Source organism: Bradyrhizobium sp. BRP19, assembly GCF_020194195.1.
GTDB classification, from domain to species: domain Bacteria; phylum Pseudomonadota; class Alphaproteobacteria; order Rhizobiales; family Xanthobacteraceae; genus Bradyrhizobium; species Bradyrhizobium yuanmingense.
On record NZ_JADYVZ010000005.1, the window covers coordinates 263,554 to 277,322 of the forward strand.

General features: G+C 64.6%; 14 protein-coding genes. 10 read left to right on the plus strand and 4 right to left on the minus strand.

Annotated elements, in window-relative coordinates:
* Positions 1-102: 102 nt before the first annotated feature.
* A complete protein-coding gene (locus tag I6F36_RS18760) occupies positions 103-1,242 on the minus strand; it encodes an acyl-CoA dehydrogenase family protein (protein WP_225171929.1) in 1,140 nt (379 codons plus the stop codon).
* A 146-nt stretch (positions 1,243-1,388) separates the two neighbouring features.
* Positions 1,389-2,603 (minus strand): acyl-CoA dehydrogenase family protein, encoded by a 1,215-nt coding sequence (locus I6F36_RS18765; protein ID WP_225171930.1) that lies wholly within the window; start codon positions 2,601-2,603, stop codon positions 1,389-1,391.
* 127 nt (positions 2,604-2,730) lie between these two features.
* Between I6F36_RS18765 and I6F36_RS18770 the strand changes: the two genes are divergently transcribed.
* Both I6F36_RS18770 and I6F36_RS18775 read left to right on the plus strand, forming a co-directional pair.
* Complete coding sequence (locus I6F36_RS18770) at positions 2,731-3,276, plus strand: carboxymuconolactone decarboxylase family protein (protein WP_036001930.1); 546 nt, start codon at positions 2,731-2,733, stop codon at positions 3,274-3,276.
* Between the two features lie 89 nt (positions 3,277-3,365).
* Positions 3,366-3,860 (plus strand): VOC family protein, encoded by a 495-nt coding sequence (locus I6F36_RS18775; protein WP_109142145.1) that lies wholly within the window; start codon positions 3,366-3,368, stop codon positions 3,858-3,860.
* Between the two features lie 59 nt (positions 3,861-3,919).
* On the opposite strand, the gene I6F36_RS18780 is transcribed toward I6F36_RS18775, so the two are convergent.
* On the minus strand, positions 3,920-5,248 hold the full coding sequence (locus I6F36_RS18780; RefSeq protein ID WP_225140617.1) for an MFS transporter: 1,329 nt from the start codon (positions 5,246-5,248) through the stop codon (positions 3,920-3,922).
* A 181-nt stretch (positions 5,249-5,429) separates the two neighbouring features.
* Here I6F36_RS18780 and cyoA point away from each other — a divergent pair, with 181 nt between their 5' ends.
* From cyoA to I6F36_RS18815, 7 genes are read left to right on the plus strand one after another with little or no spacing between them, the layout of a single operon-like run.
* A complete protein-coding gene (gene cyoA, locus I6F36_RS18785) occupies positions 5,430-6,590 on the plus strand; it encodes a ubiquinol oxidase subunit II (protein WP_225157600.1) in 1,161 nt (386 codons plus the stop codon).
* A 25-nt stretch (positions 6,591-6,615) separates the two neighbouring features.
* Positions 6,616-8,613, plus strand: a complete 1,998-nt coding sequence (gene cyoB / locus I6F36_RS18790; protein WP_225171931.1) for a cytochrome o ubiquinol oxidase subunit I — start codon at positions 6,616-6,618, stop codon at positions 8,611-8,613.
* Positions 8,614-9,243 (plus strand): cytochrome o ubiquinol oxidase subunit III, encoded by a 630-nt coding sequence (gene cyoC / locus I6F36_RS18795; protein WP_225141195.1) that lies wholly within the window; start codon positions 8,614-8,616, stop codon positions 9,241-9,243. It begins immediately after the preceding gene.
* Positions 9,240-9,620, plus strand: a complete 381-nt coding sequence (gene cyoD / locus I6F36_RS18800) for a cytochrome o ubiquinol oxidase subunit IV (protein ID WP_036001948.1) — start codon at positions 9,240-9,242, stop codon at positions 9,618-9,620. The genes cyoC and cyoD overlap by 4 nt, the downstream gene beginning before the upstream one ends.
* Positions 9,617-10,468, plus strand: a complete 852-nt coding sequence (locus tag I6F36_RS18805) for an SURF1 family protein (RefSeq protein WP_225141197.1) — start codon at positions 9,617-9,619, stop codon at positions 10,466-10,468. Before cyoD ends, I6F36_RS18805 begins: the two co-directional genes overlap by 4 nt.
* Positions 10,440-11,843 (plus strand): ATP-binding protein, encoded by a 1,404-nt coding sequence (locus tag I6F36_RS18810; protein WP_225128415.1) that lies wholly within the window; start codon positions 10,440-10,442, stop codon positions 11,841-11,843. The genes I6F36_RS18805 and I6F36_RS18810 overlap by 29 nt, the downstream gene beginning before the upstream one ends.
* Positions 11,833-12,366: a response regulator transcription factor gene (locus I6F36_RS18815; RefSeq protein ID WP_225128413.1), complete on the plus strand. Its 534-nt coding sequence runs from the start codon at positions 11,833-11,835 to the stop codon at positions 12,364-12,366. Before I6F36_RS18810 ends, I6F36_RS18815 begins: the two co-directional genes overlap by 11 nt.
* A 185-nt stretch (positions 12,367-12,551) precedes the next feature.
* On the opposite strand, the gene I6F36_RS18820 is transcribed toward I6F36_RS18815, so the two are convergent.
* Entirely contained in the window at positions 12,552-13,256 is a 705-nt protein-coding gene (locus I6F36_RS18820) for a glutathione S-transferase family protein (protein WP_225128411.1), read from the minus strand.
* Between the two features lie 108 nt (positions 13,257-13,364).
* Between I6F36_RS18820 and I6F36_RS18825 the strand changes: the two genes are divergently transcribed.
* Positions 13,365-13,742: a helix-turn-helix domain-containing protein gene (locus I6F36_RS18825; RefSeq protein WP_057028499.1), complete on the plus strand. Its 378-nt coding sequence runs from the start codon at positions 13,365-13,367 to the stop codon at positions 13,740-13,742.
* Positions 13,743-13,769 lie beyond the last annotated feature (27 nt).

Here is a 13,769-nt window from a genome sequence, read left to right on the forward strand (position 1 = left end):
CGTAACCCACCATGCTTCCGCGTTTGCCGGACGAAGATGGTGGGTTAGCACTGCAGATGCGCTTCGCGCTTCTGCAGTGCTAACCCACCCTACGAGGGCATCTCAATAACCCCGCGACCTGGCCAACTGCTCGGTGTGATAGTTCGCATCGCCGAACAACTCCTCGCAGACGCGGGCGCGCTTCATGAAGAAGCCGATGTCGAACTGGTCGGTCATGCCCATGCCGCCGTGCATCTGCACGCCTTCCTGCACCGCGCGCGTGGCGGTGGTGCCGGCGCGCGCCTTGGCGACGGCGACGGCGGGTGCGGCCTTGGCAATGTCGGCGTCCAGTGCCTGCAGCGCCTTCATGGTGGCGGCACGGGTGATCTCGATGTCGATGTAGAGCTCGGCGGCGCGATGCTGCAGCGCCTGGAATTCGCCGATCAGTTTGCCGAATTGCTTGCGGCTCTTCAGATACTCGACGGTGCGGCCAAACACCTCGTCGCTGAGACCGACCATTTCGGCGGCGACCGCACCGCGGCCGATGTCGAGCACGCCATCGAGCAGGCCGGCCGCCTGGTCGACCTCGCCGAGCACGCTGTCGGCGGTGACCTCGACATTGGCGAATTCAATCCGCGCCGCATTGTGCGCATCGACCATGATGGTGCGCTCGATCGCAACGCCCTTGGCCTTGGGGTTGACCAGGAACAGCGTCAGGCCCTCGCGTTCGCCGGCAGAGCCCGCGGTGCGCGCGGCGACGATGAGGAGATCGGCGACATGACCGTCGATCACCAGCGCCTTGGCACCGGAGAGCTTGAAGCCGTTGCCGGCGCGCACAGCCTTGAGGCTGGTCTGCAGCGGGCGATGCTTGGCGCCCTCGTCGATCGCGAGCGTCGCGAGCAGCGAGCCGTTCGCGATCTTCGACAGATATTCCGATTTCTGCGCGGCATTGCCGCCGCGGGTCAGCACTGATGCCGCCACCACTGACGTCGCGAGGAAGGGCGATGGCATCAAGGTGCGGCCGATCTCCTCCATGATGATTCCGGCCTCGACGAAACCGAGACCGCTGCCACCGAACTCTTCCGGCACGAGCAAGCCGGCAAACCCCATCTCGGCGAAGGAATGCCAAAGATCCTTGGAGAAGCCGGTGGGGTCCTTGCTGTCGCGCAAGTGGCGCAGGTGCGACACCGGCGCCTTGTCGCTGATCAGCCCGCGCGCGGAGTCGCGGAGCATGGATTGTTCTTCGGTGAGGACGAGGGCCATATGCGTGTTTCCGATTCGAAATCTATCTGGTTCGTCATTCCGGAATGCGCCGCAGGCGCAGGCCCGGAATCCATCGGGCGGCAGAGGGGGAGGATGAATTGGATTCCGGCCTCGCGACTTCGTCGCGCCCCGGAATGACGGAAACCTCACGCCCCCGGCAGATCCAGGATGCGCTTGGCGACGATGCCGAGCATGACCTCGGACGTGCCGCCCTCGATCGAGTTGGCCTTGGTGCGCAGCCAGGCGCGCGGGCGCGCGCCCTGCCTGGAGCGCTCGCTCTCCCATTCCAGCGCATCGACGCCGCCCGCCGACATCAGGATCTCGTGGCGGCGCTTGTTGAGCTCGGTGCCGTAATATTTCATCGCCGAGGAGAACGCCGGATGCGCCTGCCCGGCCTTGGCGAGATCGACCGCGCGCTCGGCGCAGGCCGCCAGCGCGGCCTCATCGACGTCGAAGGTCGCGATTCTACCGCGCAGCATGGCGTCGTCGAGCCTGCCCTGCCCATCGGTGCCGACGGAATCGGCCGCGATCTGGCCGAGCGGCCGGCCGACGCCGCGCTCGCCCATCCCCGAGATCATCGCGCGCTCGTGCTGGAGCAGATATTTCGCGACGTCCCAGCCGCGGTTGATGGTGCCGACGACATGCGACTTCGGCACGCGGACATTGTCGAAGAAGGTCTCGCAGAACGGCGAGTAGCCCGAGATCAGCAGGATCGGCTTGGTCGAGACGCCCTTCGAGGCCATGTCGAACAGGATGAAGCTGATGCCGTCATGCTTCTTTGCGGTCGGGTCGGTGCGGACCAGGCAGAAGATCCAGTCGGCGTAATTGGCGTAACTAGTCCAGATCTTCTGGCCGTTGATGATGAAGTCGTCGCCATCGCTCTCGGCGCGGGTCTGGAGCGAGGCGAGGTCGGAGCCGGCGTTCGGCTCGGAATAGCCCTGACACCAGCGGATCTCGCCCGCGGCGATCTTCGGCAGATGCTCCTTCTTCTGGGCCTCGTTGCCGTACTTCAAGAGCGCCGGCCCAAGCATCCAGATGCCGAAGCTCGACAGCGGCGGCCGCGCGCCGATCCGCGCCATCTCCGCACGCAGCACCTTGTGCTCGGCCGCGCTCAGGCCCCCACCGCCATATTCCCGCGGCCAATCCGGCACGGTCCAGCCCTTGTCGCGCATGCGCTCGAACCAGATGCGCTGCGGCTCGGACGAGAATTTTGCATTGCGTCCACCCCAGAACACGTCGGCGTCCGACGTTGCGGGCTTGCGCATCTCCGGCGGGCAATTGGCCTCCAGCCAGGCGCGGGTCTCGTTGCGGAATGTTTCGAGATCGGCGGATTCAGAATCGCTGGTTTTGAGATCGGTCATTGGTCGTTTCCATCACCCAACATTCGAATTGTTGCCAGCGAGTCTGGGCCAAGCCCCCGCGGAATTCAACCACTTATCGGGTATAGTCATTGCTGCGGCGAGCCTTGAAAACAAAGAGGAAACGACAATGCGCCTAAAACTTCTTTCGCCTGGCGAAATGAACGAGAGCCAGCGGCAGACCTATGACGAGTCGATCGCCGGCAAGCGCGGCAAGCCGCCGCCTCCGATGATGGCTTGGCTCAATAGTCCCGAGATGGCCCGGCACGCCACGCGGCTCGGCGAGGTCATGCGCTTCGACACGATCTTCCCGGCCAAGCTGTCGGAGATCGCGATCCTGGTGACGGCGCGGCACTGGACCGCGCATTACGAATGGTACGCGCACAAGCGCCTCGCGCTCGCCGGCGGCATGAAGGGCGAGATCATCGATGCGATCCGCGACCGCCGCACCCCCGACTTCGACGATCCCATGGGGAAGATGATCTACGATCTCGCGAAGTCGCTGCACGAGGGCCACGGCGTCGAGAAAGGTCTCTACGACGAAGCGGTCAAGCTGCTCGGCGAGCGCGGCGTCGTCGAGGTCATCGGGCTGTGCGGCTACTACACGCTGGTGTCGATGACGCTGAACACGTTCGAGTTCGGCCTGCCCGAGGGCGAGGTGTCGGAGCTGGCTTAGTTTCCCATTCAGAAACGATGGGTTTCGAGTTTGGCCATAGCACTGGCTCGAAGCGGGGCTTACGTGCGTGTTTTCGAGGGAGCATTCACATGTCGCAAAGCCCCACCATTCCTGCCGGCACCAGGATCGGCCACGTCCACCTTAAGGTCGCCGATCTCGATCGTGCGCTCGGCTTCTATTGCGGCGTGCTCGGCTTCGAGCTGATGCAGCGGATGGGCTCGGGGGCGGCCTTCATCGCGGCCGGCGGCTATCACCACCACATCGGGCTCAACACTTGGGAGAGCAAGGGCGGCTCACCGCCGCCGCCTGATGCGACCGGGCTCTATCACACCGCGATCCTGTTTCCGACGCGCCCTGCGCTGGCGGATGCGCTGCATCGGGTGCTCACGGCCGGGATTGCGCTCGATGGCGCCAGCGACCATGGCGTCAGCGAGGCGCTTTACCTGCGTGATCCCGACCAGAACGGCGTGGAGCTGTATTGGGACAAGCCGCGGGAGCAATGGCCGTTCGGGCCTGACGGGAAGCTCGCGATGTTCACCAAGCGGCTGGATGTCGAAGCGCTGTTGCGGCAGCGGGAGGGGTGATGCCTAGAGGTGGGCCCGGCGCCACCAGCGCCGTTGCCCACCCTGCATGCGCTGCGTGATCAGCGCCCTGCGTCCATGTCCCCCGCCTCGCGCTGGCCGCTGAGCCAGAGCGCGAGCAGGGTCCAGAACGCGCCGGACAGCAGATACGCACCCGAGGCGATGACGCCAAGATTGGTGGCGAGCAGCAGTGCGACCAGCGGGGCGAAGCCGGCGCCGAACAGCCAGGCCATGTCGGAGGTCAGCGCCGAGGCCGTATAGCGATAGGCCTGCCGGAAGTTCGAGGCGATAGCACCGGAGGATTGGCCGAAGGACAGGCCGAGCAGGATGAAGCCGATCACCATGTAGATGGTCTCGCCGAACGCGCCGGCGTCGAGCAGCTGCGGCGCGAAGCCGCTATAGACTGCGATCGCGATCGCCGATCCCATCAGCAGCGACTTGCGCCCGACGCGGTCGGCAATGATGCCGGAGGCCACGATCGCGGCGACGCCGAACACGGCGGCGACGATCTCGATGATCAAAAAGCGCACCGGGCTTTCGTGGGTGAACAGGAACACCCAGGACAGCGGGAACACCGTGACCATGTGAAACAGCGCGAAGCTCGCCAGCGGCGCAAAGGCCCCTAGCATGATGTTCTGGCCTTCGCGCGCGACCGTCTCTGAGATCCGCGCCGGCTGGAGTTCGCGGGTCTCGAATAGCGTAGCGTATTCTTCCGTCGTCACCATGCGCAGACGCGCGAACAGCGCGACGACATTGATGGCGAAGGCGACGAAGAACGGATAGCGCCAGCCCCAGTCGAAGAAGTCATCGGCCGAGAGGAGGCCGGCGAAATAGGCGAACAGCGCGCTCGCCACGATCAACCCGAGCGGGGCGCCGAGCTGCGGCACCATCGCGTACCAGCCGCGCTGCGAGGCCGGCGCATTCAGCGCCAGCAGCGAAGCCATGCCGTCCCAGGCGCCGCCCCAGGCCAGACCCTGCGCGATGCGCGCCAGCGCCAGCAGCCAGATCGCGGCGACGCCGATCTCCTGATATCCGGGCAGGAACGCGAGCGCGACGGTGGCGGTGCCGAGCAGGAATAGCGCCGAGATCAACTTGGCCGTCTTGCCGTATTCCCGGTCGATCGTCATGAAAATGACGGTGCCGATCGGACGGGCCATGAAGGCCAGCGCGAAGACCATGAAGGAATAGAGGGTCCCGGTCAGCTCGCTCGCGAACGGAAAAACCAGCCGCGGAAACACGATCACCGAGGCGATCGCGAAGACGAAGAAGTCGAAGAATTCCGAGGTACGGCCGATGATGACGCCGATGGCGATCTCGCCGGGACTGGCCTGGTCGTGGCCGTGCTCGCCCGTGTGGAGGTTTGCCATTGCGGGGGTCTGTGCCGTCGCCATTCGTGCGCCCTTAACGTCCTGAAAACCAAAGCCGACCGCCCGGCGGGGCCCAGGCAATCTGGCCCTATCTGGCCCAACCTCCCGCACTGCAACATTGGACAAATTGTCCAATGTCCCCATTGTTGCGCCGCAGCTACCCCTTGGCCCCGCAAAGGAAACTCAATCTCATAAGGCTCGGCCCGTGTCCCGTCTCAAGATCCTGGCGCTACTACCTCTGGCTGCCGCGCTCAGCGGCTGCGACTACGTCGTGCTGGCGCCAGCCGGCGATATCGCAGCGCAACAGCGCGACCTCGTCATCATCTCCACCGTCCTGATGCTGCTGATCGTCGTGCCCGTGATGGCGCTGACGGTGCTGTTCGCCTGGCGCTACCGCCAGTCCAACACCGAGGCCCGCTACGAGCCGGACTGGGATCACTCGACCAAGCTCGAGCTGGTGATCTGGTCGGCGCCACTTCTCATCATCGTCTGCCTCGGCGCGCTAACCTGGATGGGCACGCATCTGCTCGACCCTTATCGCACCCTCGGCCGCATTCATGCCGAGCGCGCGGTGGACAAGTCCAAGGCCCCGCTCGAGGTCGACGTCGTCGCGCTCGACTGGAAGTGGCTCTTCATCTACCCGGATTACGGCATCGCCACCGTCAACGAGCTCGCAGCTCCGGTCGATCGCCCGATCACCTTCCGCATCACCGCGTCCTCGGTGATGAACTCGTTCTACATCCCCGCGCTCGCCGGCCAGATCTATGCGATGCCGGGCATGGAGACCAAGCTCCACGCCGTCGTCAACCACGCCGGCACCTACAAGGGTTTTTCGGCGAACTATAGCGGCGCCGGCTTCTCCGGCATGCACTTCAACTTCAAGGGGCTCGACGACAAGGGTTTTGACGCCTGGATCGCCAGCGCCAAGTCGGCCGGCGGCTCGCTCGGCCGCGCCGAATATCTCCAGCTGGAGAAGCCCAGCCAGAACGAGCCGGTGCGGCGCTGGGGCACCGTCGATGCCGATCTCTACCGCCTGATCCTCAACATGTGCGTCGAGACCGGCAAGATGTGCCAGAGCGAGATGATGGCGATCGACGCCAAGGGCGGCAACGGCCATCAGGGCCTGAACAACACCCTGCCACTCGCCTACGACAAGTATGCCCGCCGCGGCACGGTGCTCGGACCCGAGCCGACCTTCGTCGCCGGCACCTGCACGCCGGATGCGCCGCAGGGGCAGACCACCGCCTCGATCAAGGCTCCGACCGATTTCGCGCCGCTCCTGGGTGCCGGCCTGAAGCGCCCGTCGTTCACGCCGCTGAAGTCCTCGTCCTTCTTCCTTGGACAGCGTCCCAAGTCCGATTCCTGAAGTCAGATTCCTAAAGAGAACGCGCATGTCTCCTGATCTTCTCAAGCTCATCTTCGGCCGGCTCGGCCTCGAATCGCTGCCGCTGCACGAGCCGATCGTCGTCGGCACCTTCGTAGTGGTCGCGCTCGGCGGCGCCGCGCTGCTCGGCGGCCTCACCTATTTCCGCCTCTGGGGCTATCTCTGGCGCGAATGGTTCACCACGGTGGACCACAAGCGCATCGGCATCATGTACATGATCCTCGGCATCGTGATGCTGCTGCGCGGCTTTGCCGACGCGCTGATGATGCGCGGCCAGCAGATGCTCGCGTTCAACGGCTCCGAAGGCTATCTTAACGCCCATCACTACGACCAGATCTTCACCGCCCACGGCGTGATCATGATCTTCTTCGTGGCGATGCCGCTGGTCACCGGCCTGATGAACTACGTCGTGCCGCTGCAGATCGGCGCGCGCGACGTCTCGTTCCCGTTCCTGAACAATTTCAGCTTCTGGATGACGGTCGGCGGCGCGGTGCTGGTGATGGCCTCGCTGTTCATCGGCGAATTCGCCCGCACCGGCTGGCTGGCTTATCCGCCGCTGTCGAACATCGGCTACAGTCCCGATGTCGGCGTCGACTATTACATCTGGGCGCTGCAGGTCGCCGGCGTCGGAACGACGCTATCCGGCATCAACCTGATCTGCACCATCGTCAAGCTGCGCTGCCCCGGCATGACCATGATGAAGATGCCGGTGTTCACCTGGACCTCGCTCTGCACCAACGTGCTGATCGTCGCCTCCTTCCCGGTCCTGACCGTGGTGCTCGCGCTGCTGTCGCTCGACCGCTACGTCGGCACCAACTTCTTCACCAACGATTTCGGCGGCAGCCCGATGATGTACGTGAACCTGATCTGGATCTGGGGCCACCCCGAAGTCTACATCCTGGTTCTCCCGGCCTTCGGCATCTTCTCCGAGGTCACCTCGACCTTCTCGGGCAAGCGGCTGTTCGGCTACACCTCGATGGTCTACGCCACTGTGGTCATCACCATCCTGTCCTACCTGGTCTGGCTGCACCACTTCTTCACGATGGGCTCGGGTGCCAGCGTCAACTCGTTCTTCGGCATCACCACGATGATCATCTCGATCCCGACGGGCGCGAAGATGTTCAACTGGCTGTTCACGATGTATCGCGGCCGCATCCGCTACGAGCTGCCGATGATGTGGACCATCGCCTTCATGCTGACCTTCGTGATCGGCGGCATGACCGGCGTTCTGCTCGCGGTGCCGCCGGCCGACTTCGTGCTGCACAACAGCCTGTTCCTGATCGCGCACTTCCACAACGTGATCATCGGCGGCGTAGTGTTCGGCGCGTTCGCCGGCATCAACTACTGGTTCCCGAAGGCGTTCGGCTTCAAGCTCGATCCGTTCTGGGGCAAGATGTCGTTCTGGTTCTGGGTCACGGGCTTCTACCTGGCCTTCATGCCGCTCTACGTGCTCGGCCTGATGGGCGTGACCCGCCGCCTGCGCGTGTTCGACGATCCGTCCCTGCAGATCTGGTTCGTCATCGCCGCGATCGGTGCCGTGTTCGTCTTCATCGGCATCCTCGCGATGCTGATGCAGTTCGCGGTCAGCCTGCTCAAGCGCGAGCAGCTAAAGGACGTCACCGGCGATCCCTGGGACGCGCGCACGCTGGAATGGGCGACGTCCTCGCCGCCGCCGGACTACAACTTCGCCTTCACCCCGGTCGTTCACGACAATGACGCGTGGTGGGACATGAAGCGGCGCGGCTATCAGCGTCCGCTCACCGGGTTCAAGCCGATCCACATGCCCAGCAGCACCGGCACCGGCATCATCCTCGCCGGCTTCGCCACCGCGATGGGCTTTGCTCTCGTCTGGTACATGTGGTGGCTCGCCGCCCTGAGCTTCATCGCGATGCTCGCCGTCGGGATCGGCCACACCTTCAACTATCACCGCGACTTCGACATTCCGGCTGACGACATCATCCGGACCGAGGACGCGCGCACCAAGCTGCTCGCCGGAGCCAAGTAAATGACTGCCGCTGTTCATCCCTCGCAGACCGGCGAACCGGTCTTCTACCTCGCTGACGAGCATCCGCATCCGGAAGGCTGGAGCACCTCGCTCGGCTTCTGGATCTATCTGATGAGCGACTGTCTCATCTTTGCGATCCTGTTCGCCACCTACGGCGTGCTCGGCGGCAACTATGCCGCCGGCCCCGCGCCGAAGGACCTGTTCGACCTCACCCTGGTCGCGGTGAACACCTCGATGCTGCTGCTGTCGTCGATCACCTACGGCTTTGCGATGCTGACGATGCAGCAGAACAAGGTCGCGCAGACGCAGGTTTGGCTCGCGATCACCGGCCTGTTCGGCCTCGCCTTCATCGGCATCGAGCTCTTCGAGTTCGCCCACATGATCCACGAGGGCGCCACGCCGCAGCGCAGCGCCTTCCTCTCCGCCTTCTTCACCCTGGTCGGCACCCACGGCCTGCACGTCACCTGCGGCCTGATCTGGCTGGTGACGCTGATGGTGCAGGTCGGAAAGTTCGGCCTGATCGAGGCCAACCGCCGCCGCCTGATGTGTCTGTCGATGTTCTGGCACTTCCTCGACGTGGTCTGGATCGGCGTCTTCACCTTCGTCTATCTCCTGGGAGTTCTGCGATGAGCACTGATACCCACGCAGCTGGCGCGCACGACCATCACCACGAGGGCGGCCACGCCCACAGCACGTTCTCGGGCTACATGCTCGGCTTCGTGCTCTCGGTCGTGCTCACCGCGATCCCGTTCTGGCTGGTGATGAGCGGCGCGCTGCCGAGCAAGCAGATCACCGCGCTGGTGATCATGGCCTTCGCAATCGTGCAGATCGTCGTGCACATGGTCTACTTCCTGCACATGAACACGACGTCCGAGAACGGCTGGACCATGATGGCGCTGATCTTCACCATCGTGATGGTGGTGATCGCGCTGTCGGGTTCGCTGTGGGTGATGAGCCACCTCAACAGCAACATGATGCCGATGCACCAGATGAGCGGCATGAAGTGAGCGAAACCGGGACCGTGACGGGTGAGGACGGAGATGCGCGCAGCAAGGCTGCGCGGTCGCCGTCCTTGTGGCTCACGGTCCTCTCGCTCATTGCTTTCGTGCTTCTGATCGCGCTTGGCGTCTGGCAGATCGAGCGCCGCGCCTGGAAGCTGGCGCTGATCGACCGGGTCGAGCAGCGCGTCCACGCGCCGGCTCAGCCGATCCCCTCGCCCGCTTCGTGGTCCACCGTCAGCGCCGCAAGCGACGAATACAGGCACGTCAGCCTCAGCGGGCGCTTCCTGCATGAGAGCGAGACGCTGGTTCAGGCCGTCACCGAGGAAGGCCCCGGCTATTGGGTGCTGACGCCGCTTGCGCGCGACGACGGCATGCTGGTCCTGATCAATCGCGGCTTCGTGCCGTCCGAGCGCCGCGACGCATCGACGCGCCGGGACGGCAATCCGCAAGGTCGAGTCGAGATCACCGGCCTCCTGCGCATCACCGAGCCGAAGGGCGGCTTCTTGCGGACCAACGTGCCCCAGCACAACCGCTGGTACTCGCGGGACGTCGCCGCCATTGCGGCGGCGCGCGGTCTTCGCGAGGTCGCGCCCTTCTTCGTGGACGCCGACGCCGGATCACAAATCGCCGGCGGCCCAATCGGCGGATTGACCGTGATCCGCTTTCCCAATAACCACCTGATCTACGCGCTGACGTGGTTTGCCCTGGTTTTCATGCTGGCCGGCAGACTTTTCGTCATATTCGGCGGCGGGCTGTTCCGTCGCAAGCGCTTCGTCCACGACAAGGCCGGCGGCTCGGATGCCGACGCCCGCAGGACGGGATCAGATGCTGGAACGATCGTCGAGCCGACCTGACGACGGGAAAACGCTTTCCCAGACGCTTGGGCGTGACGGGCAAGCCGTCACGCTGCAATCGCAGGCCGACGCGCGCAGCGAGCTGATCGGCACCATGCCGACCGAGGACGAGACCAACCGCAAGAACATGGCGCTGCTGATCCAGCTGCGCTGGACCGCGGTGGTCGGCCAGATCGTGACCATCGGTGCCGTGCATTTCGGCCTCGGCATCCCCCTGCCGCTGGAGCGGATGGGCGCGGTGATCGGCGCGCTGGTGCTGCTCAACGTCTCCAGCCTGGTCTGGGTGCGCCATCGCGCTGCGATCACCAACAACGAGCTGTTGGTCGCCTTGATACTGGACGTCGCCGCGCTGACCGCGCAGCTCTATCTCTCCGGCGGCGCCACCAATCCCTTCACCTCGCTGTTCCTGCTCCAGGTGACGCTCGGTGCGGTGCTGCTCGATGCCCGATCGACCTGGTCGCTGGTGGCGCTGACCTGCGCCAGCTTCGTCTGGCTGACATTGGCCTACCGGCCGCTCGATCTGCCGCCCAATCCGTTGAGCGAGACCTATACGCTCACCGTAACAGGCATGCTCCTGGGCTTCGTGCTCAACGCCGTGCTGCTCGTCGTGTTCGTCACCCGCATCAACAGGAATTTGCGCGAGCGCGACGCGCATCTGGCGGCGCTGCGCCAGCATGCCGCCGAACAGGACCATATCGTGCGCATGGGCCTGCTCGCCTCCGGTGCGGCGCATGAGCTCGGCACGCCGCTCGCCTCGCTCTCGGTAATCCTCAGCGACTGGCGCCGCATGCCCGATCTTGCCGCCGATCAGGAGCTTGCCGAGGACCTCGCGGAGATGGAAACCTCGTTGCAGCGCTGCAAGTCGATCGTGACAGGCATCCTGGTGTCGGCGGGCGAAGCGCGCGGTGAAGGCTCCTCACCGACGACGGTGACGGCCTTCGTCACCGCGCTGGTCGACGAATGGCGCAATGCGCGCTCCGCCCGCACGCTCTACTTCGTCAACACCTTCGGCGAGGACGTCGCAATCGTCTCCGACGTCGCGCTGAAGCAGGTGATCTTCAACGTGCTCGACAACGCCTATGAGGTCTCGCGCGAGTGGGTCGAGCTCGTCGCCGAGCGCGAGGGCGACAATCTCGTGCTGTCGATCTCCGACCGCGGCCCGGGCTTTGCGCCGGAGATGCTGGCGCAGCTGGGCAAGCCCTACCAGTCGAGCAAGGGTCGCGCCGGCGGCGGGCTCGGCCTGTTCCTGGTGGTGAACGTCGTGCGCAAATTGGGGGGCACCGTGAGCGCCAAGAACCACAGGAAGCGCGGCGCCACGGTGCGCCTCACGCTGCCGCTCGCAACATTGGCGATCGGAGGGAATTTTGACGCCTGACCGTTCGCTGATCGTCGTCGAGGACGATGCGGGTTTTGCCCGCACGCTGAAGCGCTCGTTCGAGCGCCGCGGCTACGAGGTGGTACTCGCCGCCTCGATCGAGGAGGTGCGCCAGGTGCTGGAGGAACGCTCTTTCGGTTATGCCGTGGTCGACCTCAAGCTCGGCGGCGCCTCGGGCCTTGCCTGCGTCGAGCTCCTGCACACGCATGACCCGGACATGCTGATCGTGGTGCTGACCGGCTTTGCCAGCATCTCCACCGCGGTCGAGGCGATCAAGTTGGGGGCCTGTCACTATCTGGCAAAGCCGTCGAACACCGACGACATCGAGGCCGCCTTCCACAAGGCCGAAGGCAACGCCGAGGTCGCGCTCGATTCGCGGCCGACCTCGATCAAGACGTTGGAATGGGAACGCATCCACCAGACCTTGATCGAGACCGACTTCAACATCTCGGAAGCGGCCCGCCGGCTGGGCATGCACCGGCGGACGCTGGCGAGGAAGCTCGAGAAGCGCCCGGTGAAGTAGGAGCGCTATCGCCATTTGAGAGCATTCCCTGCGGCCCATCCTTCGAGACGCCCGCTTTAAGCGGGCTCCTCAGGATGAGGGAGGAGTGCGCGGCAGCAGTTTTCAACGAGCACTGATGCTGATGAGCCTCATCCTGAGGAGGCGCGTCAACGCCGTCTCGAAGGACGAGGCGTGCGCACCGGCCGCTATTTGCCGAACTGCGCGATCAATTCGGCTAGCGCGACGTGGCCTGTGCACGATCCCGTTCCCGGATCAGACCCGCCGTCCTCCAGAGCGGTGGCGTAGAGGACCGCGGGATCGGCTTCGAGGCGCGCGCGCAGCGCCGCCAGCTTCGGCCAGCGGCTCCTCTCCGCGACCGCGTGGAAGTCGAGCCAGCGTGCGACACCGACAAGCACGGCGTCGGCGAGGGTCGGCCGGTCCCCGAGCAGAAATTGCTGCGTTTCGATCATTTCTTCGAGCTTGTCATGACGCTCGATGACCCTTGCTGTGCCGAAGGCGCGCAGGACCGACTTCGCGGCAGGCTCCATGGCTTCGGCTTCCAATGCGGCCCACAGCGGCGCGAACGCGGCGGTGAAACCGGTATTCACGAACGCCATGAGCTGATGCATGCGATCGGCTTGCCGCGACAGCGGATCGAAGCTGATGCGCCGTTCGACATCCCTGGCCTCTAGCCAGGCCGCGATCGCCATCGTTTCCGTCAGCACCTCGCCCTGCTCGGTGATGAAGACCGGCGTCTCGTGTCGCGGATTGATACGGGCGTATGACGGGTTTCGCATCTCGCCCAACATATCGACCCGACACAGCCGATATGGCTTGCCCAGCCATTCGAGAGCCGCAACGAGCCCCATGGAGCTTCCCTTCGGGAAGCCGTAGAGTAGAATTGGGTCCATGATCCATTCTCCGTGATTTCTGATGATCACGCTGCGCAGCGGTGATGCGACCCTAGCCGCTCGCCGCATCAAGTAAATTACGAACTTTTTTGTAACCTGGAGGCGCCGATGAAGGATCTCGTGTCGAGATGTCCCATCGAGGAAGTGATGCAGATTCTGAGCGGTCGCTGGCCGACTCTGCTGATCTATTATTTGAAGCAGGGCACCAAGCGCTTCAGCGACTTGCGCCGCGATAATCCGACCATCTCACACAGGATGCTCGCGCTCGAGCTTCGCAAGCTGGAGGACGCCGGCATCGTCAGCCGCACCGAATTCGGCGGATATCCGCTGCGCGTGGAGTACGATCTGACCTCCGCCGGTCACGCGCTCGTGCCCTTGATCGATGCTTTGGGGGACTGGTGGACGTCGGTTGCGGCGGCGGCTGACGGAGAAGGCCGCCGGAACGAAATCAGCGTCTCGGCAAGGGCGCAGCGAACCAGCGGCTGAAGGCCCAAGCGAGGAGACTGCCGTGAC

What these genes read in the sequence shown, in the direction of transcription:
- I6F36_RS18765 (WP_225171930.1), bottom strand. Translation starts at nt 2,603, where the DNA reads ATGACCGATCTCAAAACCAGCGATTCTGAATCCGCCGATCTCGAAACA.
- cyoC (WP_225141195.1), top strand. Translation starts at nt 8,614, where the DNA reads ATGACTGCCGCTGTTCATCCCTCGCAGACCGGCGAACCGGTCTTCTAC.
- I6F36_RS18775 (WP_109142145.1), top strand. Translation starts at nt 3,366, where the DNA reads ATGTCGCAAAGCCCCACCATTCCTGCCGGCACCAGGATCGGCCACGTC.
- I6F36_RS18770 (WP_036001930.1), top strand. Translation starts at nt 2,731, where the DNA reads ATGCGCCTAAAACTTCTTTCGCCTGGCGAAATGAACGAGAGCCAGCGG.
- cyoD (WP_036001948.1), top strand. Translation starts at nt 9,240, where the DNA reads ATGAGCACTGATACCCACGCAGCTGGCGCGCACGACCATCACCACGAG.
- I6F36_RS18810 (WP_225128415.1), top strand. Translation starts at nt 10,440, where the DNA reads ATGCTGGAACGATCGTCGAGCCGACCTGACGACGGGAAAACGCTTTCC.
- I6F36_RS18760 (WP_225171929.1), bottom strand. Translation starts at nt 1,242, where the DNA reads ATGGCCCTCGTCCTCACCGAAGAACAATCCATGCTCCGCGACTCCGCG.
- I6F36_RS18780 (WP_225140617.1), bottom strand. Translation starts at nt 5,248, where the DNA reads ATGGCGACGGCACAGACCCCCGCAATGGCAAACCTCCACACGGGCGAG.
- I6F36_RS18820 (WP_225128411.1), bottom strand. Translation starts at nt 13,256, where the DNA reads ATGGACCCAATTCTACTCTACGGCTTCCCGAAGGGAAGCTCCATGGGG.
- I6F36_RS18825 (WP_057028499.1), top strand. Translation starts at nt 13,365, where the DNA reads ATGAAGGATCTCGTGTCGAGATGTCCCATCGAGGAAGTGATGCAGATT.
- cyoB (WP_225171931.1), top strand. Translation starts at nt 6,616, where the DNA reads ATGTCTCCTGATCTTCTCAAGCTCATCTTCGGCCGGCTCGGCCTCGAA.